Source organism: Psychrobacillus sp. NEAU-3TGS (assembly GCF_029955155.1).
GTDB lineage: Bacteria > Bacillota > Bacilli > Bacillales_A > Planococcaceae > Psychrobacillus.
On sequence record NZ_JAPNOZ010000005.1, the window covers coordinates 161,619 to 186,368 of the forward strand.

A 24,750-nucleotide genomic window follows, 5' to 3' on the forward strand; every position below is an offset into this window, starting at 1 on the left:
TCTTATTTTTGTATAAACATTTGTGTCCAGTAATTACCGTCTTTCACATATCCTACTCCAATATGCGTGAAGTTTTTATTGAGAATGTTTGCTCTATGCCCTTCGCTATTCATCCATGCTTTTACTACATCAGATGCAGACTGTTGACCTTTTGCAATGTTTTCTCCGGCTGCTTTATATGTAACACCATAGGCTTTCATCATATCAAACGGTGAACCATAGGTTGGGCTTGTATGATCGAAATAATTCTTATCATGCATATCTTGAGACTTCGCTTCTGCTACTCTTGCAAGCTCCCAATCGTCTTTCAGTGCTGGAAGCCCAGCATTTGCTCGTTCTATATTTATAAGCTTAATCACTTCTTGCTCTACACTAGCTTGTTCTTTTGTTGGAACATTTATCTTTTGACCAGCGTAGATAAGATTTGGATTCGCAAGCTGTGGATTTGCCTCAATTAGTTCCTGAACTCCTGTTTGAGTCTTCAACGCAATTTTCCAAAGGGTGTCTCCCCCTTCAACTGAATATGAACTATCCGCCGCCATTGCGCTCATCGGTACTAATAAAGATATAGATAAAACAGAAGCAATCGTAGCTTTCCCAAATTTTTTAAGCATTCTATCAATCCTTCCAATTCGTTATATATTCATAGTAAGTAGTTTCATAGAGTTATTCACTACTTAATATTTGGAAGGATTTTTACAATTTCATTACATATGTAATAAACAATTTGTTCTTTATGGTGAAGTAACGTTTTTTACTAAAGAGGTTGGTAATATAATTGAAACATATCCTGAATAGGAAAAAGTTACCTCTAAGTAATGTCGCTATTTAAATTAGTTATCCCATACTTCTTTTAATGTTTCTCTAAACAAAACATCTAGTTTTTCTGTAGGATCTTCTATTTTAACTGTTAATGTTTGAATATAAGCTTCCAGTCGTGCCATTTCACTTTCTAAAAATTCATTGATCACTTCAATTCGCGGCTCCATGTCTAATTCATCGCCTTTTATCTTTCTTTCTAGAAGATGATCGATCTCGTTTTTTAATCTGTCATTTAAAACCATTGCTTGTAGTAATTCATGAAAGTCAATTGGTGGTACCGTTTTATACTCTTCAATCCATTTGCAGGCCAAGACAGGTCGAAGCACATAAAAGTACTTCTTTATTTTTACTTCAGAGCCTTGTAGATATTCTCGATAATTGTTTTTCGCCATGTTTAAGTAGTGGTACAAGCTTGCATTTGGGTAAAAAACTTCCGATTCTAACCCGCGTAATTTATCGATAAATGAGTACTTTTGAAAATAAATAATATTACTTCGCATCCACTCCAAAAGAGGTGGATTACTCTTTCTAAACAAACGCAAAGCTTTTGTAATATCCCAACCGCTTATATCTAATAAATCATTGATCGGTACTTCAATTACATCTCTCTTCGTACCAATTCCTTGCGGATCAATCGATAGATACCAATCTGGTTGATGCACATAAATAAATCGTACGTCGTAATCACTATCTTTAGAAGGAAATCCCCAAGCGCGGCTACCAGATTCGACAGCAAAGAGAACCTTTACTTGATATTTTTCTTCAATTTCTAGCAATTTTTTTAGAATAATTTCATTCATTAAAAAACCTCCCTAAACTTATATTTGCGTTTTATTGACATTAACTTTGTTCTTTATGTTTTTTAGTAACTAGGAATGCTTTCCATGTGTGCTGATCTTCCACTTATCTATGATATAATAACCTGGTTGTTTTGAGTACCAAGGAGGTATTATATTGAAACTAAATAAAGGTATTCTGTTTATATTATTGGGAGCTTCATTTTTTGGTTTTACACCAATATTTGCGAAGCTTGGATTTGGTTACGGCTACTCCCTCGGCCAAATCAATATCGTTCAAATGTCAATTTCCTTTATACTTTTATGGTCTTTTACTTTAATGAAACGCTCCAGTTTCAAGGGGCTTACTAAGAAGAACGTTCTTCAAGTCATGGTGACCGGTTGTTTTATAGGTTTAACAAGTATCTTCTATTACGGTTCAATGCAATATTTACCCGCTTCATTGGCTATCATTTTAATGTTCCAATTTGTTTGGATAGGGATTATTTTAGAATGGGTTTTCAGCAAAATTAAACCTGCTCCTACGACAATAATCTCCATTATTTTAATCCTAATTGGAGTCTTTTTTGCCTCAAATGTTTTAGATGGAGACATACAAGGTCTGCCAATTAAAGGTTTCATTTTTGGAATTTTATCCGCCTTTACGTATGCGGGATTTATATTTTTCAGCGGAAAGGTTGCTGTAGAAGTGGATGCGTGGACACGGAGCTCTTTAATGGTAACAGGATCAACCATTTTGGTATTTATCCTGTTCATCCGGGATATTCCATCTGTACTGCCGTTAGAGCAAAATTTACTAACTACCGCGGTCGGAGTTTCATTGTTTGGAGCTGTACTTCCTCCATTATTTTTTGCAGTAGGTGCACCATTAGTTTCTGGAGGATTTGCCAATATATTAACCTCCATTGAGTTACCTATTGCCATACTATCTGCTAGCATTATTTTATCCGAAACAGTAACGCCTCTTCAGTGGTTAGGTACAGTTATTATTTTATTAGCTATTGCATTTAATGAAGTTGGAAGTAATATTTTTAAAGTTAAGAAGCATAAAAAGCAGGGACTCCATTCATGATTCCCTGCTTTTTTATGATTTTATTTCATTCTTTAAGAGAAACATTACATCGTTGCTGCCGAGGAAGCTGCTGCTTGATCAGCCTTGACGCAATCGATAGCGACAACGATTGCTATGATGACGCCCTCCATCTCTTCATCCAGAATTTGAACTTGGTAGCTATCGCCCCATGTAAACCATTCCTTGCTCACTTTACCGACGACTTTTCCATGCTGTAACACTTGGAAATCCATATCCCACCAGTTACCATGTACTTCCACACCTGCTGCATCAATCGTATAGCGGGCCTTAAAAAAGGAAAACTCTTTCTTTATCGTTAATACTTCTCGACCATTTACTTCCACAAAAAACTGAGGTAAAAAACTGAATACCTTTTTTGTGATGAGTGCTATTTCCTCTCTTGTTGTATCCATAATGGAGAAAGTCTTTGGAATTTGCATAAAACTGCCCTCCACAAAGTAAACATCTCTCTCCTGCTGATCCTTTACCGTAAATTTGCCACCTAGACTGAATACCTTTTGTTTTATATAAAGTTGCTTCATACGACGGCCTCCCCCTGTAATATACTACTAAAAGTATAACATTGAACGGATTTTGATACTAAAAACCCTACCTATTTGAAAACCAGTCTTTGGTTGGAACTAAAAGTGTATATATCTTTGTTAAATTCATCTGTATATGTTACTCCGAAGACAAGCATAAATAGGATTAGGTCTACATTATAATTCAAGCGAAAAATACTAAAGTAGTCCTTATTACATTCTTCTAAAAATTATAATATACTCAAAATGAGGATAAATTAGAGAATGGAGTTACTCAGATGGAGCGTATAAAGCAACAAACACTATTATCAAATGCACAAACATCCTTTGATGAATTACTTGCTTTAATTGAGAGTATTCCCTTACGAAATAGGAAAAATCACTACAACTGGGCAATTAAAAAATGTGAAATAATAGCGGAAGAAATTAAAAGTAACAAAACCACCTAAGACGTTATAGAATCAAGGTTTTAGGTGGTATTTTTGATTGTATTTACTAGTGTTATTCCGCATTAATCGAAAATTGAACTACTAAAGCATTTTACCTGTATAGAAAGAACTAGCTAATTGATCAAAATCATAATCTTTCAATTCCTCTAGAGTTATATTTGCATGCGAACCTTCATGTACCATTAAATTACTGTTTGGACCAAGATGGATTAAAATAACAGGCTTGTCAGTGGCATAAGCATAACCAAGTTCCCACGCTGTTCCACTGTCCGAATAGTTACCATGATAGATACCTACGACGATTTCTGCCCACTTAATATGTTTTATATCATTCATAAATGTTTCAATGGACCATTGACGTGAACCCACCTCAACACGTTCATCAATTGGATTTCTAAGCGGAGAGAATACTTTCAAACCTTTTTCCGCCAAAATTGCTTCCACCTGTTCTAAGCATTCAATCTCCTTCTCGTTAAAAAATGGGCTGGCTAAATATACTCTCTTCATTGGTTTAATCTCCTTCAATTTTTGATAATTACTTACAACGGTTGAACATTTTATCATTTACCAGCCAATTGTATCTCAAACGGTCTTCCATTCAAATACCCCGAGTAAATACTAAAATTTATTATAGAAATTAGCTGCCCATCAGTAATCTGTTTGGCAATCATTTATGATAAGGTTCATTTTTTATAATCCGAAAAGCACGATAGATCTGCTCCACCAACACCAACTTCATTAACTGATGAGGCAAAGTCATTTTACTAAAAGATAACTTTTCATCCGAACGCTTCATCACATCCTCATGCAAACCAAGAGATCCGCCAATAACAAAAGCGATTTTGCTTCGTCCATATGTCATTAACGACTCTAAATCACTGGCAAGCTGCTCAGATGACTTCATCTTTCCATCAATTGCAAGCGCAATTACATAAGTGTCAGCTCCAATTTTGGAGAGAATGCGTTCACCTTCTTTTTTCTTCACGATTTCCATATCGGCTTCACTTAAATTTTCCGATGCTTTTTCGTCCGGTACTTCCACCAAATCAATTTTCGCATAGCTACTTAATCGCTTCGAGTATTCCTCTATCCCCAATTTTAAGTATTTTTCTTTTAACTTCCCTACCGAAACAATTTGTATATTCACAAGTTATCCACCTTTACATTCTGTTTACAAACAAGTTATACACATAACTTATACACATATCCACAATGCTTATCTACATATTGTGTTTTATTTTTCATTTTCTACAATATATATTGCAGCGACATTACAGTATGCGCATTTTGTGGATAACTTTTCGTTCTCATTTATTTTTTCAAGCATTGGGAAGGTTTTTTGTTCTGCAACGAACATGTCCAAAGCTTGATTTATATGAGTTTCACAACTGAATATTCTCAATTTTATACTTCCTTTCGTTTTCCGAATAATTTAATAAGTTATGCACAAAACATTCGTGCTTATCCACAATCTATTTTATCAAATGAAAAACGAGTAGGAAAGAACAGCATTTCTTTTCCTACTCGTTGTGTAAATCTTTTATTTACAATTCATAGTTATCCACATGTTTATAATGTATCTGTTTCTTTTAATACAATCGTTAGTTCCACTAATTTTCCTTGGCGATATACTTTTACTTTCAGCTCATCACCAATTTCTTTTTCATTGTATAAATGCTTTCTTAGCTCAATCGTGTTTTCTATTTTTTGACCATCCATTTCTACAATAACATCATAAGGTTTCATCCCTGCTAAAGCTGCTGGAGTATTTTCTATTACTTGATCTACTACAACTCCTGTTGTCACTTCAACTGGTAATTTTAACGTATCACGTTGATGAATCGCAGGTACATTTGTTACATCGACCAACGTAATTCCCATAGATGGACGATTTACTTTTCCGTTAGCCTCTAGGTCTTCTATAATTGGAATAGCGGAATTAACTGGTATTGCAAGTCCCATACCTTCTACGGTAGACTCTGAAATTTTCATCGAATTTATTCCTATTAATTGTCCTGCTAAATTGATCAATGCTCCACCGCTATTCCCTGGGTTAATCGCTGCGTCTGTTTGTAAAACCTCCGCTTGCCAATCTTCTACACCATCTCCGTTTATATCTGTAGGTATAGCACGATCTTTACCAGATACAACACCAGTTGTGACAGAACCGTAGAAATCAAGTCCTAGTGGGTTTCCAATCGCAATGACAGATTCTCCTTGCTTTAATGCATCTGAATCTCCAAACTCTATGACTGTATCCACGCCCTTATCGTCAATTTCTAAAACTGCTAAGTCTGTCCATACATCACTACCAACTAATTTAGCTTCCACTTTTGCACCATCTGCTAAAGTTACTTCTACCGCCTTTGCACCTTCGATTACGTGATGATTCGTAATGACATATGCTTTACCATTTTCTTTTTTATAAATTACTCCGGAACCTGTTCCAGCTTCCTGTTCTGATTGGGATTGACTCCAAAAATTCGTTACTGATTGGATATTTGAAACTCCAACAACAGCTCCCGACGCTTTTTCTACGGCGCTTGTCACGTCTGTAGTTATATCCACGGAGAGCTGTTCTGTTTTTGCATTAGTATTAGTTGTTTTAGTAGCATTGTCGGCGGGTAAATTTGTCACGACAGAAGGTACTAAAAACCATACAAGTAAAGCTCCAACTAATACACCCGCTAATCCACTAAAAAAATAACCAGCTACACCTCGTTTTTTTTCCCTCTTTACTTCTCGTTTTTTTACTACAGGTTCTTCTATTTTCGATTCTTCTTGTGGTCCGTATGGATTATTTGGTTCCATGTTTTATCTTCCTCTCTTTTTTATGTAACTGTTTGTACAGTTACTTTACCCAACTCACATTAAAATAAGATGAAAATTGGTTGAAAGATAAATAAAAAAGTTCCAAAGCCTGAACTTTGGAACTTTTACTATTTAAACGGAAACTAATTCGGTTGGAACATTCGCATCTGTATCGTGAAGATGTACATATTCTCCTGCAATAACTCCACAAGATTCTAACGTTTGTGCAACGCTCATTCGTGCAAGATCTTTCATATTATTATCTTTACTTAAATGCGATAAATAAATATGCGTGTTTTTAATATCCACCACTTCACTCATTGCAACTGCAGCATCTTCGTTGGATACATGTCCTACGTCACTTAATATCCTTCTTTTAATAGACCATGGATAGCGTCCCATTTGAAGCATACTCACATCGTGGTTGCTTTCAAAAACAAATGAATCCGCTCCTTTTATATGCCCTTTCATTCTGTCGCTAACATACCCAGTATCCGTAATTAAGACAAGTTTACGACCATTTTCATGAAAGATATAAAACATTGGGTCTGCCGCATCATGTGATACTGCAAATGACTGAATATCAATACTACCAAATGTTTTCACAGCTTCCATATCAAATTGGAATCGTTGTTCAACCGGCACATTCCCAATAAGAGAATCCATTGCTAGCCATGTTTTTTCATTTGCATAAATAGGAATCCCATGTTTTCTTGCAACGACACCTAGTCCTTTAATATGATCACTATGCTCATGAGTAATAAAAATACCCGACAATTTTTTTATATCGCGATCTATCTCGCTAAAAAGCTGCTCCATCTTCTTACCACTTAAGCCTACGTCTACTAAAAAAGAATGCTCCTCATTTTCCACATAAATAGCATTCCCACTACTCCCACTTGCTAAAACACTAAACTTCATTGTTAAAACTCCTTACTTTACTTCTGGTTGTTCGGTCTTTTTAGGAATTTCACTAATTGTTCCCTCTACAGCATTGACAAAATACTCTTCCATCTTTCCATCTGAAAGTTCAACTGGTACATACCAAGTTGGTGCAAATACAAATACCTGGGTTTCCGTTAGTGTAGCTAACGTGGAATATCCAAGTTTAAGATCTTTTACAGTCGAATCCGCTTTTAATAATGAGCTAGAGTACAAAGCTCGAAATACAAACATAGGCGACACTAATTTTTTCGATTCATCATACTCTTCTAGATTATCCAATACGGTTTGTTCGTACCGAATAAGCTCTTTCTCATCGTTCCAATATACGATTAGTTGTGCATTTTGATTGTGGTAAACTAGCCGATCATTTACTTTTTGAAAAAACGTTGCAGATTTTTTCTCTTCATCTATTTTCCATAATCCGTATGAGTTACCACGGATAATATTTTCTTTTACTAGCTTTTCTAAAGAATTTTCTGTTGTGATTGGCAGTGGCTCTTTGAATGTACCAATTAATGCATAACCGTCTTCAACTTCTAAGTTCTGGTTTTTTAATTGATTGAGCTCTTCTTCACTAAATTGATGTGCGTTCCCCGAAATATACGATGCCTCTTGGATTAATGATTCTGTTTTCGGTACTTTAATATTGTCCAGCAATAGTCGTTCCTCAATAGGAGTATCGATGCGCTCCTTTACATTCAATGCCTCATTGTATCTATTGGAATAAAGCCAAAATAAAAATACATTTAAAATAGAAAATACAATGATAAATATCGTTTTCGTTTTATTCCAATCCAAATTTGCCGCCTCCTAAAAGTTCGGGAGTGATTCTAGTCCAAGAACCATTCGACAAATAATACCATGAAGGTTCTAGGTCCACTATTCGCTGCTGACCGTTTCGTGACAAGTTATATCCTATTGCAATGTCATCTATGGAAAGCACTTTATTCTCATGAAGGGCATGGATCAAGTCGTATATATCTTGTCCAGACCGCAACTGAATATCTCTTTGTCTACGAGTATCAGCTATCGAAACATACGGTCTATTATAACGATAAACACGATTGGTCCCCCAATGTACGTTAATCTCGGTTTCTGGATCTTTGCTGAAAACTGGCATTCCATGAAAATGGAGCTGGTAACTTACTTGTTTTGTAGAACTATTTATCTTACTATATCGATAGTCATCTGTCCATCCACTATGCTCATTAATGAAGTGCAAGCTTTGCTGAATAAGCTCATCTGGTTTACCAACTTTGTCACTTTCAGAAGCCGGATGCACATAACTTAATCTTTTAAGTAAATAGTCGACATTCATAAGTGCACTATCATCAGAATACTCCCGTCCAGTTGTACCTAATGGATTACTACGAACGAGACTTGGATTCGTGAATAAGGCATTTTTAAACTTCTCCGGTGCAATTTCTTCTTCAATATACGTATAGCTAGAAATAGTTTTGGGACTAGCAGAAACATATAGCGAAAGTCGCTTTTCTCTTACTATCTCATTATACACGGGTAAATCCATCGTTTCATTTTTTAAGTGGCTAATAAAATCTTCCTGATTAGCCTGTCCGACATTAGCCATATATACTTTTTTAGTGATTGTACTAATGAAATATAAATTCAATTGACCTCTAGTATCTTTACTCCATTCAACGATTAACCGATCGAAAGAAGCATTTGGTAGATTATAATCACTAAAGGTTAAGATATTGTTATATATATTAAACGGAACTTCCGCTGGAAAAAAGAAGGTAAGAGCATTCGGCGTTTTAATGTAGTCATTAATTTGCTGATCACTTGCTTGATTATTTAAAAGCTTTACCGTTTGTATTTCCCATTTGGTCATCGAATCTAATACATCTTCGATTATTTGCGTACTATCGGAACCTTTTAATGATGCTTCCTGACTGAGCAATAAGCGATAAGGTTTCACCACATCTTCCAGTTTCTTTTTCTCGGCAATTGCAATATCTACTACTGGTGTGCCACTGAGATCATAGGAAGGTGAATACGTCCATATCGAAAAAGTAAGTGTTAAGCTAAGAAGGATGAGTAAGAGTAAAATAAATGATTTCACCTGTTCAATGTACTTCAATCCCACTCACCTTCCTCATCCATTTCAACTTTTAGAGTAAAGAATACAGTCGTACCATACCCTTCTTCACTTTCTGCCCAAATCCTGCCACCATGCGCTTCTATCATTTCCCGGGCAATAGCAAGTCCAAGACCGGTTCCACCCATCGACCTTGCTCTTGCACGATCCACTCGATAAAAACGATCAAAAATTCGATTAACATTTTCAGAAGGTATACCCATACCTTCATCAGAGATCATTACCGTTAATACATGGTCTTGCTCAGCAACTCCAAATCGGATATTTCCTCCGTCTGGTGAGTATTTCATAGCATTTGAAATGATATTATCCAATACTTGTGTCAATTTATCTGTATCAATATCCACATAATATGCCTTATCGGACAGCATCCGATGAAAAGTAACATGCTGAGATTTAGAAAGTTCAAATCGGTCTATAATTCGATTGAAAAATTGGTTGAAATTCACAATCTCACTGTTCAAATCATAATCCCTACTATCCATTTTAGATAGTTGCAGCAAATCATTCACAAGACGAATCATCCGCTGTGTTTCGGTTTGTGTTACTTGTAAAAAAGCAGGTGCAATTTCATCATCTTTCCATGCACCATCTGCAAGTGCTTCTAAATAACTGCTCATTGTTGTTAATGGAGTTCGCAATTCATGAGAAACATTTGCAACAAATTCTCTTCTTTCCATATCTATTTTTTCTTGTTCCGTGTTATCGTGTAGCACCGCAATCAATCCATTAACAAAACCTGTTTCTTTTTGAATAACGGAAAAGTTCGTACGTAATATAAATGGACGTTCCTGTGTACTTAAATCTAAATTCATCGATTCTTTTAAATGAATTAAGTCTTCAAATGAATAGGAAGAATCAATTCCAAGAACCGATATAATCGGACGATTTAAAACCATTTCTCTTGGGATACGCAATAATCTAATGGCCGGGTCATTAATAAGGATAACTCTTCCTTTACGATCCGTTGCAATAACTCCGTCCGTCATATTAGCCAGTACCGATGCAAGTTTTCTACGCTCTGCCTCTGTTGTGGATTGCGCTTCTTGTAAACGATTTGTCATATGGTTAAAAGCAATTGCTAATTGGCCGATTTCATCATTCCCGTATACACGTACTTTACGAGAGAAATTCCCTTTTGCCATAGCTTGCGCTTGCTTTCTCATATCGGATATTGGTCTAGTTATCGTTTGTGCGATTAATATACCAAGAATTATAGTAATTCCAAGTGCAAAGGCTGTACCTCCAGCAAGAATTTGATTGATCTCATTCATCTGTCCGAAAACATTTTCAATATTTGATTCGATATATAAAGAACCCTTTACTTCTCCCTGATAGATGATTGGCGTTGCAAAAACCCAAATTCGATCACGAGTGTCCCGATCGACGAATATATTATCCTCTGGAGTTGCTGCCGTTATAGATAGCTTCACTAATTCATCCATGGATCTTTGTCCAACGATGGATTGATTGTTTACGTCCGAAGTTGCAAGAATTTGATAGTTTGCATCAATGACACGCACTTCTTTAATATCATCTGAATCTATACCAGATAAAATCGAACGCAGACTTTGTTGTACTGTTGAATCTTCTTCATTTCTTATTTTTATCATTTCTTCTCTAGCACTATACTCCAGTAAACCGACACGATCTAATATAGAGGTTTGAAAATTCCCTTTTAACGTTTGCTCTAACTCTCGAACAAAATATAAACCAATAATTTGCATCGCAATAATTATTAGTAATATATAGATGAAAACAATCTTCATATGAATTGATTTAAAATAACCAACCTTTTGCATATGTTTACTCCTGTTCAGGATTTCGTAAGTAGTAACCGACGCCTCTTCTAGTTACAATCCAAGTAGGATGACTAGGGTTATCCTCAATCTTCTCACGCAGACGACGAATAGTTACGTCTACTGTTCGAACATCTCCAAAATAATCATATCCCCATACCGTTTGTAATAAATGCTCACGAGTCATCACTTGTCCAACATGCTTTGCTAAATAGTGCAATAGCTCAAATTCACGATGGGTCAGTTCGATTGTTATATCTCTTTTTAATGCTAAATATGCATCTGGCTGTATCGTAAGTGGTCCAATTACAATATCATTCGTTGTAGTTTCAGCATCGCCAGTTATTGTTTGATGTCTACGCATATTAGCTTTCACCCTTGCTATTAACTCTCTTGTGCTAAATGGTTTTGTCACATAGTCATCCGCACCTAACTCTAGACCAAGCACTTTATCGATCTCTGAATCCTTTGCAGTTAGCATAATGATAGGGAAATCATATTTTTTCCTTACTTCCCGACAAACCTCCATACCATCCCTATTTGGAAGCATGATATCTAATAACATTAAATCCGGTTGTAGCTCCTCTACCTTTTTCATCGCATCATCGCCATCGTAGGCACAAAATACTTGGTAACCCTCTTTTTTTAGATTAAATTGCAATATATCTGCAATCGGTTTCTCGTCATCTACTACTAATATTTTTTTACTCATTTATAGAACCCCTTTCGTTCTTTTCTCTGTATTTTATAGAAATGAATTATTTTTCTCTTCATATATTTACTCTATCATGCTTTTAGACTCTTCGCATCCTTAAAGGAAGTAGTTGGTAACAAGATAAGAAAAGTCAATGTTTGTCGAATTATTTCCCAGGAAATTATCAAATTCGACATCTAACAAAAAGTAATTCGCCATGATAAAGTAAAAAGATTATCCTAATAAAGATTGCATCCTTGTAGCAATGGCTTACTTGTGTGTTTAGAAAGCTTTCCTTTTGACGCAACGTTTTTAGCAAAAGTTCCTCGAGTGTTCAGCGGGATCTACAAACTCTTGTCGAATAAAGGAAAAATTAAAAAAGAGACAGCCAAACTAGTGACCGTCTCTACCTTTTTTAGTTTAACACAGATAATGGATCAATCGTTACACCATTTTTCTTCACTTCGAAATGTAAGTGCGTACCTGTTGAACGACCAGTACTTCCCATTATACCTAACTTGGAACCTTGAGGCACAACATCCCCTACACTAACGCTTATAGAAGAAAGATGAGCATAGGTCGTTTTATAACCGTTTTGGTGATTGACAATTATTCGGTTACCATATGTTCCATCCCATCCTGCTGCTTCCACGACACCATTGTCCGAAGCTTTTATGGTGAAACCATTAGGACGTGCAATGTCTATTCCCTCATGCTGGCGGCCCCAGCGATAACCCATTTTGCTGGATATATATCCACCTTCAGCTGGCCAAGCAAATTGACCAGAACCACGAGAAGGTATCACTTTAGTCCCTTTTAGGACGATATGCTCCTTAGGTTCTTCAAGGATTGTCTCTTCCATGACTGATTGGCCTACTTCAATACCATTTTCTTTACGTACTACATAAGTAGCTATTTTCTTTCCATCAGAACCTTCTTGTTTTACTTTAGTATCACCTTTATACATTTCATCTGACTCTATTACTTTTTTCGTATGTTTGATGACTTCCTCAGCTTTTTTTTCATATAAAACTTCTACATTAATAAGCGGTTTTAAGACAGTTACATTTAACTCTTGCCCTATTTGCAATAAGGTAGATTCTGTAATCCCCGAATTTAATGCAATAAGCTCAGCGGAAGTTAAATTATGCTTGTTAGCTATAGTACCTAATACGTCACCTGTAGCTACTTTATACGTTTCTTTTTCTAAAGTTCCTTCTAAAAGAAGTTTAACTGCTTCATCTGGCGAAACAACTTTTTCTGGATTAATATTTACAGTAACACCTGATACTTTTTCTTTTATGATTAAATCCATTATACGTGTTTCATTTTCTTTTAATTGGGGTAAAGTTTCATTAGAATCTTTTTGTGCTTCAATTGTTTGTAGCTCTTCTTCCGAAACAAAATGTAATTTTAATTTATGTACGGCTTCTTGGTAAGCATCTAAGTCTTTGACGTAGACCGCCATCTCGTCATTAACGGATAATGCAAAAGCCTTTGCCTCTACTTCTATTAAATCATCTAGTTTTTGAAGTGTTGCTTCGTCATTTGTAGAAGCTGTAAAAACTTGTTCTGGTACAATGGATAAGTTAGAGCCAGCTTTTAAAGAAAAATCCTTGTACTCAGAATGCAAATCTTGAACTTTTTGTTCCATCATTGCTTTCATCTCTGATTGATCAGATATAGCTCCTATGTATTGTCCATTAGAATATATATGGTAAATTTCTTTCAACAGATGACTGTCATCTTCATTAGCAAAAGCGATATTAAAGGATAGACTAGAAATGAGCAAAATTGATACGGTTGCTTTTTTCAATATACTTGACTTTCTGTTTGCCAGAACAGTTTCTTGAAATTCCTGTTCCTTCTTCTTTCTTTTCAAAAACATGGTAAAGCCCCTTCCAAACTATTTACAATCTACTCTACTTTTCACACTACTTTAATTTAACATATTTGAAATGAGGAAGTGAACAAATTACGCCAGTTGTAAAGAAACTGTAGTATTGGTTCCAATATATTCTATTAGATTCCAAAAAAGGTGAATTACTAATCTATTTTCTATTTTTTTATTCTTTTATATGCCTGATTGCTAAATAATAGTCTATTATACAAGAATTTACTCTCTTCTTTGTTATATTTGTCATATTAGAAGTTTTAAAATGCTAATTTTCCTGTAACTTTTGAACGAAACGACAAAAAGCTGTCAAGAAGTCTACACTTCTCGACAGCTTTTACTTTTTTCCTATCTCCAAACGCTCGAAATAATATTAGTTTGTGTACGATCTGGCCCCACTGAAAAGATGGATATTTGTACACCGGTAAGTTGTGCGATACGCTCTAGATAATGACGTGCATTTGCCGGTAACTCATCAAGCGTTTTACATTTCGTAATATCTTCGTTCCAACCTGGTAACTCTTCATATACAGGTTCACATTCCGCAAGCATACGAAGATTCGCTGGATATTCCGTGATTAATTCATCTTTGTATTTATAAGCAGTACAAATTTTTACCGTATCTAAACCAGTTAACACATCAATGGAGTTAACTGTTAGATCCGTTAAACCACTTACACGTACTGCGTGTCTAATCACAACGGTGTCAAACCAACCAATTCGGCGTGGTCTACCAGTAGTTGTCCCATACTCTTTTCCAACTTCTCGAATTTGACTTCCTACATCATCAAATAACTCTGTCGGAAATGGTCCATCACCTACACGAGAAGTATAGGCTTTACAAACACCTACAACATGAGAAATTTTTGTTGGTCCAACACCTGCACCAATCGTTACCCCTCCAGCTACTGGATTGGAGGAAGTTACAAATGGATACGTTCCTTGGTCAATATCCAACATGACACCTTGCGCTCCTTCAAAAAGTACTCGACGACCTTCGTCTAATGCATCGTTTAATACTTTTGAAGTATCTGTGACATACTTCTCAATTTCTTTTCCATAACCATAAAACTCTTCTAAAATTTCCTCTACTGTAAAACCTTCTGTTTCATAAAACTTCTCAAACATTCTATTTTTTTCAGCTAAATTATGTTCTAACTTTTCCTTAAATACCTCATAATCGAGAAGATCTGCAATACGTATACCAACTCGTGCTGCTTTATCCATGTAAGCTGGTCCAATCCCTTTGCCTGTAGTACCAATTTTATTTGCGCCTCTACGCGCTTCTTCTACTTCATCTTGTTTAATATGGTACGGAAGGATGACGTGTGCCCGGTTAGAAATACGTAAGTTATCCGTTTTTACGTCTCGATCATGTAGTCCTTTTATTTCTTTTACTAGTGCCCTTGGATCTACGACCATACCGTTTCCAATGACAGAGATTTTATCTTTGTAAAAAATACCGGAAGGAATGAGATGAAGCTTATACGTTTCGCCTCCGAAAATGATTGTATGTCCTGCATTATTTCCACCTTGATATCGTGCGATTACTTCTGCATTTTCCGAAAGAAAGTCTGTAATTTTTCCTTTTCCTTCGTCTCCCCATTGTGTTCCAACAACTACTACTGATGGCATTGCCGACACCTCCGTCGGACATTCATATGTCCTAAATAAAATCAGTGTTATTGTACCAATCATCTAAATCTCCGTCAACTAATTTCATTAAAAAACACGAACGATTAATGAGTGAAACATTAATACGTTCGTGTTGTTAATTAGGCTGGTGGAGCTTGATGCTGACTCCAATCAATATTAACGAATTTGTTAAATTCTTTCACAAAAGCAAGCGTTACCGTGCCAGTAGGGCCATTACGCTGTTTTGCAATAATAATTTCAATCATATTTTGGTTTTCGGTTTCTTTATCGTAGTAGTCCTCACGATATAAGAAAGATACAATATCCGCATCCTGCTCAATTGATCCAGATTCTCGTAAATCGGACATCATCGGTCGTTTATCTTGTCGTTGTTCTACCCCTCGAGATAGCTGTGAAAGTGCGATGACTGGAACTTTTAATTCACGAGCTAACCCTTTCAGAGAACGAGAAATTTCAGAAACCTCTTGTTGACGATTTGCTTGACTCCCACCGCTTCCTTGAATAAGTTGTAAGTAATCAATTAAGATCATTCCAAGACCAGATTCCTGTTTTAAACGTCGACATTTAGCACGTATTTCATTTACACGAATACCAGGCGTATCGTCGATATAAATACCAGCATTTGATAAGCTTCCCATCGCCATCGTAAGCTTACGCCAGTCTTCCGTTGTAAGTGTACCAGTACGAAGCACTTGAGCATCTATATTTCCCTCTGCACAAAGAATACGCATTACTAACTGTTCTGCCCCCATCTCCAAGCTAAAGATGGCTACGTTTTCATCGGTCTTTGTTGCTACATTTTGGGCTACATTAAGCGCAAATGCCGTTTTCCCAACAGAAGGACGTGCAGCTACGATGATTAAGTCGTTTCGTTGGAAACCTGCGGTAATACGATCTAAATCACGAAATCCTGTAGGTATACCCGTAACTTCCCCTTTTTGTGAATGAAGCTTTTCAATGTTATCATACGTTTCTACTAATACATCTTTTATATGCTTAAAGTCACCAGCGTTTTTTCGGTTGGCAACTTCCATCATTTTTCTTTCTGCTTCTGATAGCAAGGCTTCTACTTCGTCTTCTCTAGTAAATCCGTCCTCTACGATTGTAGTAGCCACACGAATAAGTCTACGTAAAATAGACTTTTCTTCTACTATCTTTGCATAGTGGCCAATATTAGCAGCAGTAGGAACACTATTTGCAATCTCACTAATGTATGAAATACCTCCGACATCTTCCAATTCTTTTTTAGCTGAAAGTTCTTCAGTTACAGTAATGACGTCTATTGCTTTTCCTTGATCACTTAACCGTAGCATCGTTTGAAATATCTTTTGATGTGCGACCCGGTAAAAGTCCTCTGGCATTACAATTTCTGCTGCAGTTATTAATGCTTGTGGTTCTAAAAATATTGCTCCAATGACAGACTGTTCAGCTTCTTGGTTATGCGGCGGTACACGGTCCAACAATGGATCGCTCATTCTTCTCTCTCCTTACGCTTCTTCTGTAACATGGACTTTTAATGTTGCTACTACCTCGTGGTGTAGTTTAACTGGAACATTTGTATATCCTAATGCACGAATAGCATCGTCTAATTCCATTTTGCGCTTATCTAATTTGATACCGTGAGATTTCTCTAATTGTGCTGCAATTTGTTTAGTTGTTACTGAACCAAATAAACGACCATCGCTACCTGATTTTGCTTTCAGTTCAACTGTAAGTTGCTCTAATACTTCTTTTAATTTTTTTGCTTCTGCTAACTCTTCGGCAGCTTCTTTTTCAGACTTTTTCTTTTGACCTTCTAATGCACTGATTGCAGCTGTATTTGCTTCAACTGCAAGTTTGTTTTTCAATAAAAAGTTATGTGCATAGCCGTCTGCTACGTTTTTGATTTCCCCTTTTTTCCCTTTTCCTTTTACGTCTTTTAAGAATACGACTTTCATTCTGTAATTCCTCCTTTAGTAGTTTCCGTAATAGCATCTTTTAATAATGCTATGGCCTCATCTATTGTTATATTTTCTAATTGGCATGCTGCATTCGTTAAATGGCCTCCGCCATTCAGGCTTTCCATTATTAACTGTACATTTACATCTCCGAGGGATCTTGCACTTATACCTATTTTAGAATCACTTTTACGCCCAACAACAAACGAAGCAGTAATATTATTCATCGTCAATAAAATATCGGCTGTTTGCGCTAGCAATACCTGACTATAAGTAATATTATCTTCACCATGTGCAACGGCAATGCCTTCACCGAAAAATTCAACCGTTTGCACGATTTTAGAACGCTCAATATACGTATCAATATCTTCTTTCAGTAAACGTTGTACAAGTACCGTATCTGCTCCATTCGTACGTAAATAGGACGCTGCTTCAAACGTTCTAGCTCCCGTACGAAGGGTAAAGCTTTTCGTGTCAACTATTATTCCTGCAAGCATCGACGTGGCTTCTAAGCTTGTTACCTTTTGGTGTTTAGGCTGATATTCGATTAATTCTGTAACAAGTTCAGAAGTAGAAGATGCGTATGGCTCCATATAAACGAGCATCGTATTAGATATAAATTCTTCTCCTCGTCGGTGATGGTCAATGACGACTATTTTTTCTGCTCTTTGAAGCAATTTCTCATCAATAACCAAGCTTGGTTTATGTGTATCTACTACAACTAGAAGCGTTTTATCTGTCATTTTACTCATTGCTTCATCCGGGCTGATAAAACGATCATAAAGCTCAGGCTTTTCTTTTATTTCATCCATTAATCGGGTCACACTGTTATCTAGTTCATTAAAGTCGATCACGACAAAGCCCTCTACTTTGTTCATTTCGGCCATTTTTCTAACTCCAACAGCAGATCCAATCGCATCCATATCGGGCATACGATGTCCCATCACAAACACTTGATCACTGTCTTGGATTAAGTCACGAAGCGCATGCGAGATAACCCTTGCCCTAACACGCGTTCTCTTCTCTACTGGATTTGTTTTACCACCGTAAAATTTCACTTTTCCACTTGGATGTTTGATGGCTACCTGATCACCACCACGACCTAATACTAAGTCCAAGCTCGATTGTGCTAATTCCCCAAGTTCTACAAGCGAAATAGATCCTGCACCAACACCAACACTTAACGTTAAAGAAAATCCAAACTTAGCTGTAGTCTCTCTAATATCGTCTAAAATCGAGAATTTATTTTTCTCAAGTTCTACTAAGATGGATTCATTAAAGACCGCTAAAAAACGATCTGATGAAATTCTTTTCACGTAAATTCCATACTTGGCACCCCAGTCATTGACACAGGAGGTAACAATACTATTTAATTGTCCTCGGGTTTGATCATCCATCCCTTGGGCAATTTCATCATAGTTATCGATATACAGAACACCAATAACTGTTCGATCTCCATAATATAAGGATTCCATTTCTACTTGTTCCGTAATATCGAAGAAGTATAATAACTTTTCTTCTGCTTTATACAACACCTTATAGTCATTGTCATCCAATGATATAACCATTTCTTTTAAATCTTCTTGCTTCAAAAGCTGTTTAAAATCTTTGGATATAGAAAATAACTCTTCACCTATAATTGTATCGAACGGTAACTTTTGCATCATATATGGATTTGCCCATTCAATGACATATTGATCATTTATCAATAAAATACCAATAGGCATCTCTAATAGTGCTTCTTCTCCTACCTTTTTCATACGATAAGAGAGTGTTTCTATATGTTTTTCTGTCTCTTCATATACACGCTGTTCTAAAATCCATGCGTAAATAGATACCCCTATTACTAATAAAGTAAATAACAATCCGACTAATAAATTGTTAGATAACAGTATATAAGCTGCCACTCCACCGAGTAACATGAACAAAACGAGTGGATATCGAATTGGCCGTTTCCTAAAAAAAGATGCCACTTGATCAGCTCCTTATTTTTTGTACCTGTCTTTTAAATACGCTCGCAAATTAAATCCTAAATCTAAAACCCCTAATATAATTGTGAACGTAAAAAGTGGTACGGCAAGAATGCTTGCTAAAACCATCGACCATTTCGGCCACCCTTGCACATAAAAATAGTAGTGAATGAGCGAAACACCTTGTAAAAACAAAAGTACTCTTAAAATGAGTGCCGCATTCACAAATAGTAAATACCCAAAAGTGCCCATTTCAAATTCCATAAATAAAGAGAAAATGGATACGATTAAATAATACCACAACACCACTCTAGGTAGTCTAAAATCCATGAACTTTGAAAACTTTGGAACATCTAGCTTTAACTTTTTCAGTAGCGATAGATTAATCACTAGGTAAAGAAAAGCAGTTATGAAAATGCCTCCAATAAAGTAGGAAGGCATAATTGCTTGAATAAGCAGTATGCTTTGTTTCACCATTTCATCATAGTCTTTTGGTAATTGTCCAACAGAGGCCATAATATTCCCTATTTGTTCATAGTATATTTCAATACCTTCTAATAGTTGTTCTAAAATATTTATATTTAATACTAAAATAGAAATTATGTATTGTACTGCTGCCATGAATAATAGAAAAATCCCTGATGCCATCAGCATATACAACTTAGATCTTTTATTTCGAATAGAGTCACCTATTATAAATCCTAATGGGCTGACTAATAATCCAAATACAAAGCCAAAAAATCCACCGATTATAAAAGATATGATAATAGCAATAAACATCACAAAAACCGCTTGCTTCCTTACGAACTTTGCACTATACCAAGCAATAGGTAATGGAACAATAAACGACGTGAAAAAACCTACAAATGGCACATATACAGACATTGCCAAGAGGATAGCAAATAGGGCAATCATCATAGATCCATACGTTAAATAGTTTGTCTCATTTTTTTGCATGAAGTACCTTCCTTTTTTTAATCATCTATTTATTGTAACAGATTTACTACGACAACTAAAACCCCATACACTGCAGGCGCACCTTTTTCAAATTTGGGAATAAAAAAAAGACCGGTTTCCCGGTCTTTTGAATTATAAACTTATCTCTCTTCAGAAGAGAATGGAAGTAAAGCCATGATACGAGATACTTTAATAGCTCGTGTTAACTTACGTTGGTACTTCGCGCTAGTTCCTGTCACACGACGTGGAAGAATTTTTCCACGTTCTGACACGAATTTTTTCAACAAATCTACATCTTTGTAATCGATGTGAGTGATGTTGTTAGCTGTGAAGTAACAAACTTTACGGCGTCTTTTGCCTCCGCGACGTGGTGCCATAATAGATTGCCTCCTTTTCGGTTAAAGTAACATGTGTGTTGTCCTATTAAAATGGTAGATCGTCATCCGAAACTTCGATTGGTCCACTACTATTTGCAAAAGGATCATCATCTACACGTGTATAATTTTGCTGATTCATTGGTTGGTTTTGCTGATATGTTGGATATGGATTTTGCTGTTGTTGCTGTTGTCCGCCACCAAATGGTTGTCCCGATTGGCCACGGTCTCCAGAACTACTACGTGGTTCTAAAAACTGAACACTGTCTGCGACAACATCCGTCGTATAAACACGTTTTCCATCTTGTCCTTCATAACTGCCTGTTTGAATACGCCCTTCGACACCAGCTAAACTTCCTTTTTTCAAAAAGTTAGCTGTGTTTTCCGCTTGTTTTCTCCAAACGACACAGTTGATAAAATCAGCTTCTCTTTCACCTTGTTGGTTGGAAAATGTTCGATTGACAGCTAGTGTAAATCTTGCCATTGCCACACCACTTGGTGTATAGCGAAGTTCCGGATCTTTTGTTAGTCTTCCAACTAAAACGACACGGTTAATCATCAGTGTACAACCTCCCTCATTCAGCTTTTGTTAGTCGATTTTATTATTTATCGTCGATACGAACAGCAATGTGACGGATAATGTCCTCATTGATGTTTGCTAGACGAATGTATTCATCGATTGCTTGAGAATCAGCGTTTGCTTTAACGATTTGGTAGAAACCTTCACGTAAGTCATTGATTTCGTAAGCTAAGCGGCGTTTACCCCAGTCTTTTGCTTCGATGATTTCAGCACCGTTTGAAGTTAGGATTTCGTTAAAACGCTCAACTAAAGCTTTTTTAGCATCCTCTTCGATTGCTGGTTGAATAATGTACATTAATTCGTACTTTCTCATCTATTTACACCTCCCTATGGTCTTTGGCCGATTGTTACCAATCGACAAGGAGCAAGTAATTCTATTACTCACATCAATGAATTGTACCATAAGGAGTTAATTATTTCAAGAATGATTGTCATTACTTTTTCAATTCATGTATATTTATTAATTGGAGGGATCGTTCATGGAAAATAGAGAGCATTATTTATCCATAATTGAAATTGATTTGAAAAAGGTAGCCTGGTCTAGTTTATTTATGACCGTTATTATTTCCATTGTTGGACTGATTGTCTATACCTTTTTACATGGCGACATACAACTAACTTTAACATTTTTGGGCTTTTTCTTATTTTGTATTGGGTATATACTTCTTATTGTTTTACATGAATTTTTTCATTTGATCGGTTTTTATCTTTTCGGGAAAGTTCCATGGAGTAGCATGGATTACGGTGTTAACTTGAAAATGGGGATTGCTTACGCAACAACTACCGTTCCTTTACCTAATCACGCAATGAAAAAAGCACTGTTGCTGCCATTTTGGATGACCGGCGTTCTTCCAATGCTCGTCGGATATATAATAGAAATGCCAGTACTTGTTCTGTTGGGAGCATGGCTAATAGCAGGTGCAGCTGGAGACTTTGCAATGTATAAAGAGTTAAGAAGATATCCAAAAGCTGTTCTAATAAAAGATGATCCTATAAAACCAAAACTATATATATTAAAAAAAGATTAGCGAGAGATTTCGCTAATCTTTTTTATTAAACGTTAAAACGGAACAGCATTACGTCGCCATCTTGTACAACGTATTCTTTTCCTTCAAGACGAACTTTTCCTGCCTCTTTTGCAGCTGCCATTGATCCAGTGCCAACTAAATCATCGTAAGCAACTGTTTCTGCGCGGATAAATCCTTTTTCAAAGTCAGAGTGAATGACTCCTGCACATTGTGGAGCTTTCATCCCTTTGCGGAATGTCCATGCACGTACTTCTTGTACACCTGCAGTAAAGTAGGTTGCAAGTCCAAGTAATGAATAAGACGCTTTAATTAATTGGTCTAATCCTGATTCTTCAATTCCTAGTTCTTCTAGGAACATTTGCTTTTCATCGTCTTCTAGAGCTGCCATTTCCTCTTCGATTTTTGCACAAACTACAATTACTTGTGCTCCTTCTTCAGCTGCAAATGCGCGTACTCTTTGTACATATTCGTTTTCTTCGTCTGCCATAATATCGTCTTCTGATACATTTGCAACGTACAACATCGGTTTAATAGTTAATAAGTGCAGACCTTTTACTACTCGAAGTTCCTCTTCCGTAAAGTCAACCGAACGACCAGACTTGCCGGCTTCAAAAGCTTCTTTTAAGCGTGAAAGAATCGGTTCTTCTATCATTGCATCTTTATCTTTTTGTTTCGCCATTTTCGCAACACGTGCCAAACGTTTATCTACACTTTCTAAATCCGCTAATATTAACTCCAGATTAATTACTTCTATGTCGGAGATTGGATCTACTTTACCGGAAACATGTGTAATATTTTCATCATTAAAGCAACGTACTACTTGGCAAATTGCATCTACTTCGCGAATATGAGCTAGGAACTTGTTTCCAAGACCTTCACCTTTACTAGCGCCTTCTACAATTCCTGCAATGTCTGTAAACTCAAATGCCGTTGGAACTGTTTTCTTAGGTGTTACTAACTCTGTTAATTTATCTAAACGTGCATCTGGAACTTCTACAATACCTACGTTCGGATCGATCGTAGCGAATGGATAGTTAGCTGCAAGTGCCCCCGCTTTTGTTATTGCATTAAACAATGTGGATTTTCCTACGTTTGGTAATCCTACGATTCCTGCCGTCAGTGCCATATATGTCACAACCCTTCTCTATATTAACTTACACTTTTTTTAATTATAACCTGTTCATTATATTGATTTTAATGCTAAAAGTCTATCTTTACTCAGTATCTGCTTGTTTTAATAGTCGCTTCATTTTTTTTTCAAATTCTTTTCTCGGAATGAGCACACTATGCTGGCAACCTTCACATTTGATCCGAATATCTGCTCCCATTCGGATAATTTTCCATGCGTTTGTCCCACAAGGATGTTGCTTTTTCATCTCTACAATATCATTTAATTGAAATTGCTTACTTTCCATTTCAATCACCTTCTTTTACTAGGATTAATATCGCTATTTAATTATGAAATTTGAATACCTTTATGCTCCAGGAACTCTCTCAAATCTCTACGTACCTTTCTAGCAACCCCCGCTTGTTTTGTCGGTATTGTTTCAGCGGTAATACGGACAACTATCTCCGTTGCACTAAAGCTTTGTACTCCTAAAAAACTTGGTGGTTTAACAAGATCCTCGTATTTGCTCGGTAAACCTTTCAGAAATTCTTGTATATTCTTCTCTAATGTTAAAAGATCTGTTTCAGAAGCCACACTAAAATCTATCAAAGCTAATGAATTAAATATAGAATAATTAACCACATTCGTAATACTTCCATTTGGAATAATATGAAGTTCCCCTGTATAACTTTTCATCTTCGTTGTACGTAAACCAATTTCCTGCACAATTCCATTAGCTGTACCAATTTGTACTTGATCACCCACAGCAAACTGGTCTTCAAATATTATAAAAAATCCTGTAATTATATCTTTTACTAAGCTTTGCGCACCAAAACCAACTGCAAGTCCCACAATTCCGGCTCCGGCAAGTAGTCCTACCACTTTTATACCAAAAGTGCTTAAAATTGCTATGATCGCAGTAAAATACACTACATTAGCTAAAATATTTTGTAATAACTTTTCCAAAGTGTTTTGTCTGCGTTCTGAATATCCTAAAGGACTTTTTTGTCTCACAAAAAATAATTTTTTGATAATACGTTTACCGACTCTCACTACAACAGTTGTTAGCAATAAAATAACAATTATTTTTATACTTATTATTCCAAGCTGTATCCATGTGTCCTCTGTAAATAAATAATCCCGTATTTTCTGAATAGTTCTTTCCATAAAGTCGTTTATCACCTCTACTTGAATAA

At 36.2% G+C, this 24,750-nt stretch carries 27 protein-coding genes; 3 read left to right on the forward strand and 24 right to left on the reverse strand.

Annotated features, from left to right (window positions below):
* Positions 1-2: 2 nt before the first annotated feature.
* Together safA and OR571_RS04535 are read right to left on the reverse strand one after the other, a co-directional pair.
* Entirely contained in the window at positions 3-614 is a 612-nt protein-coding gene (gene safA, locus OR571_RS04530; RefSeq protein WP_282241657.1) for a SafA/ExsA family spore coat assembly protein, read from the reverse strand.
* 219 nt (positions 615-833) lie between these two features.
* Complete coding sequence (locus OR571_RS04535) at positions 834-1,622, reverse strand: nucleotidyltransferase domain-containing protein (protein WP_282241658.1); 789 nt, start codon at positions 1,620-1,622, stop codon at positions 834-836.
* A gap of 154 nt (positions 1,623-1,776) precedes the next feature.
* Between OR571_RS04535 and OR571_RS04540 the strand changes: the two genes are divergently transcribed.
* Entirely contained in the window at positions 1,777-2,691 is a 915-nt protein-coding gene (locus OR571_RS04540) for an EamA family transporter (RefSeq protein WP_282241659.1), read from the forward strand.
* Positions 2,692-2,735: 44 nt separating this feature from the next.
* On the opposite strand, the gene OR571_RS04545 is transcribed toward OR571_RS04540, so the two are convergent.
* Positions 2,736-3,233, reverse strand: coding sequence for an LURP-one-related/scramblase family protein (locus OR571_RS04545; RefSeq protein WP_282241660.1), 498 nt, complete (start codon positions 3,231-3,233; stop codon positions 2,736-2,738).
* Positions 3,234-3,511: 278 nt separating this feature from the next.
* On the opposite strand from OR571_RS04545, the gene OR571_RS04550 reads away from it, so the two are divergent.
* A complete protein-coding gene (locus OR571_RS04550) occupies positions 3,512-3,682 on the forward strand; it encodes a hypothetical protein (RefSeq protein WP_282241661.1) in 171 nt (56 codons plus the stop codon).
* An 81-nt stretch (positions 3,683-3,763) separates the two neighbouring features.
* Here the strand turns inward: OR571_RS04550 and OR571_RS04555 are convergent, their stop codons facing one another.
* The 18 genes from OR571_RS04555 to rpsF form a co-directional block, all read right to left on the reverse strand.
* Entirely contained in the window at positions 3,764-4,189 is a 426-nt protein-coding gene (locus OR571_RS04555) for a nucleoside 2-deoxyribosyltransferase (RefSeq protein WP_142540788.1), read from the reverse strand.
* A gap of 160 nt (positions 4,190-4,349) precedes the next feature.
* A complete protein-coding gene (rlmH, locus tag OR571_RS04560; protein ID WP_282241662.1) occupies positions 4,350-4,829 on the reverse strand; it encodes a 23S rRNA (pseudouridine(1915)-N(3))-methyltransferase RlmH in 480 nt (159 codons plus the stop codon).
* An 87-nt stretch (positions 4,830-4,916) separates the two neighbouring features.
* Positions 4,917-5,084 (reverse strand): CxxH/CxxC protein, encoded by a 168-nt coding sequence (locus OR571_RS04565; protein WP_282241663.1) that lies wholly within the window; start codon positions 5,082-5,084, stop codon positions 4,917-4,919.
* Positions 5,085-5,251: 167 nt separating this feature from the next.
* A complete protein-coding gene (locus tag OR571_RS04570; RefSeq protein ID WP_282241664.1) occupies positions 5,252-6,493 on the reverse strand; it encodes a S1C family serine protease in 1,242 nt (413 codons plus the stop codon).
* A gap of 132 nt (positions 6,494-6,625) precedes the next feature.
* Positions 6,626-7,414, reverse strand: coding sequence for an MBL fold metallo-hydrolase (locus OR571_RS04575; RefSeq protein WP_282241665.1), 789 nt, complete (start codon positions 7,412-7,414; stop codon positions 6,626-6,628).
* A 12-nt stretch (positions 7,415-7,426) separates the two neighbouring features.
* Positions 7,427-8,236 (reverse strand): two-component system regulatory protein YycI, encoded by an 810-nt coding sequence (locus OR571_RS04580; RefSeq protein ID WP_282241666.1) that lies wholly within the window; start codon positions 8,234-8,236, stop codon positions 7,427-7,429.
* Entirely contained in the window at positions 8,223-9,545 is a 1,323-nt protein-coding gene (locus OR571_RS04585; RefSeq protein WP_282241667.1) for a YycH family regulatory protein, read from the reverse strand. Before OR571_RS04585 ends, OR571_RS04580 begins: the two co-directional genes overlap by 14 nt.
* Entirely contained in the window at positions 9,536-11,359 is a 1,824-nt protein-coding gene (gene walK, locus OR571_RS04590) for a cell wall metabolism sensor histidine kinase WalK (protein WP_282241668.1), read from the reverse strand. The genes OR571_RS04585 and walK overlap by 10 nt, the downstream gene beginning before the upstream one ends.
* 4 nt (positions 11,360-11,363) lie before the next feature.
* A complete protein-coding gene (gene yycF, locus OR571_RS04595; RefSeq protein WP_282241669.1) occupies positions 11,364-12,068 on the reverse strand; it encodes a response regulator YycF in 705 nt (234 codons plus the stop codon).
* Between the two features lie 397 nt (positions 12,069-12,465).
* Positions 12,466-13,938 (reverse strand): M23 family metallopeptidase, encoded by a 1,473-nt coding sequence (locus tag OR571_RS04600; RefSeq protein WP_282241670.1) that lies wholly within the window; start codon positions 13,936-13,938, stop codon positions 12,466-12,468.
* A 354-nt stretch (positions 13,939-14,292) separates the two neighbouring features.
* A complete protein-coding gene (locus OR571_RS04605; protein WP_282241671.1) occupies positions 14,293-15,579 on the reverse strand; it encodes an adenylosuccinate synthase in 1,287 nt (428 codons plus the stop codon).
* A gap of 140 nt (positions 15,580-15,719) precedes the next feature.
* Entirely contained in the window at positions 15,720-17,075 is a 1,356-nt protein-coding gene (gene dnaB / locus OR571_RS04610) for a replicative DNA helicase (protein WP_142540802.1), read from the reverse strand.
* Between the two features lie 12 nt (positions 17,076-17,087).
* The gene (gene rplI / locus OR571_RS04615) at positions 17,088-17,537 is read right to left on the reverse strand and encodes a 50S ribosomal protein L9 (protein WP_282241672.1); all 450 of its coding nucleotides are present in this window, start codon (positions 17,535-17,537) and stop codon (positions 17,088-17,090) included.
* A complete protein-coding gene (locus tag OR571_RS04620) occupies positions 17,534-19,510 on the reverse strand; it encodes a DHH family phosphoesterase (protein WP_282241673.1) in 1,977 nt (658 codons plus the stop codon). Before OR571_RS04620 ends, rplI begins: the two co-directional genes overlap by 4 nt.
* Before the next feature lie 12 nt (positions 19,511-19,522).
* Positions 19,523-20,464 (reverse strand): YybS family protein, encoded by a 942-nt coding sequence (locus tag OR571_RS04625; RefSeq protein ID WP_282241674.1) that lies wholly within the window; start codon positions 20,462-20,464, stop codon positions 19,523-19,525.
* A 140-nt stretch (positions 20,465-20,604) separates the two neighbouring features.
* Positions 20,605-20,841 (reverse strand): 30S ribosomal protein S18, encoded by a 237-nt coding sequence (gene rpsR / locus OR571_RS04630; RefSeq protein WP_142540806.1) that lies wholly within the window; start codon positions 20,839-20,841, stop codon positions 20,605-20,607.
* Between the two features lie 46 nt (positions 20,842-20,887).
* On the reverse strand, positions 20,888-21,397 hold the full coding sequence (gene ssb, locus OR571_RS04635) for a single-stranded DNA-binding protein (protein WP_282241675.1): 510 nt from the start codon (positions 21,395-21,397) through the stop codon (positions 20,888-20,890).
* A gap of 43 nt (positions 21,398-21,440) precedes the next feature.
* Positions 21,441-21,731, reverse strand: coding sequence for a 30S ribosomal protein S6 (gene rpsF / locus OR571_RS04640; RefSeq protein ID WP_282241676.1), 291 nt, complete (start codon positions 21,729-21,731; stop codon positions 21,441-21,443).
* A 166-nt stretch (positions 21,732-21,897) separates the two neighbouring features.
* On the opposite strand from rpsF, the gene OR571_RS04645 reads away from it, so the two are divergent.
* Complete coding sequence (locus OR571_RS04645) at positions 21,898-22,446, forward strand: DUF3267 domain-containing protein (protein ID WP_282241677.1); 549 nt, start codon at positions 21,898-21,900, stop codon at positions 22,444-22,446.
* A 25-nt stretch (positions 22,447-22,471) separates the two neighbouring features.
* Here OR571_RS04645 and ychF read toward each other — a convergent pair whose 3' ends face one another.
* From ychF to OR571_RS04660, 3 genes are all read right to left on the reverse strand, one after another.
* Complete coding sequence (gene ychF, locus OR571_RS04650; RefSeq protein ID WP_142540810.1) at positions 22,472-23,572, reverse strand: redox-regulated ATPase YchF; 1,101 nt, start codon at positions 23,570-23,572, stop codon at positions 22,472-22,474.
* A gap of 88 nt (positions 23,573-23,660) precedes the next feature.
* Positions 23,661-23,861 (reverse strand): DUF951 domain-containing protein, encoded by a 201-nt coding sequence (locus tag OR571_RS04655; RefSeq protein WP_142540811.1) that lies wholly within the window; start codon positions 23,859-23,861, stop codon positions 23,661-23,663.
* 41 nt (positions 23,862-23,902) lie between these two features.
* The gene (locus tag OR571_RS04660) at positions 23,903-24,721 is read right to left on the reverse strand and encodes a mechanosensitive ion channel family protein (protein ID WP_282241678.1); all 819 of its coding nucleotides are present in this window, start codon (positions 24,719-24,721) and stop codon (positions 23,903-23,905) included.
* Positions 24,722-24,750 lie beyond the last annotated feature (29 nt).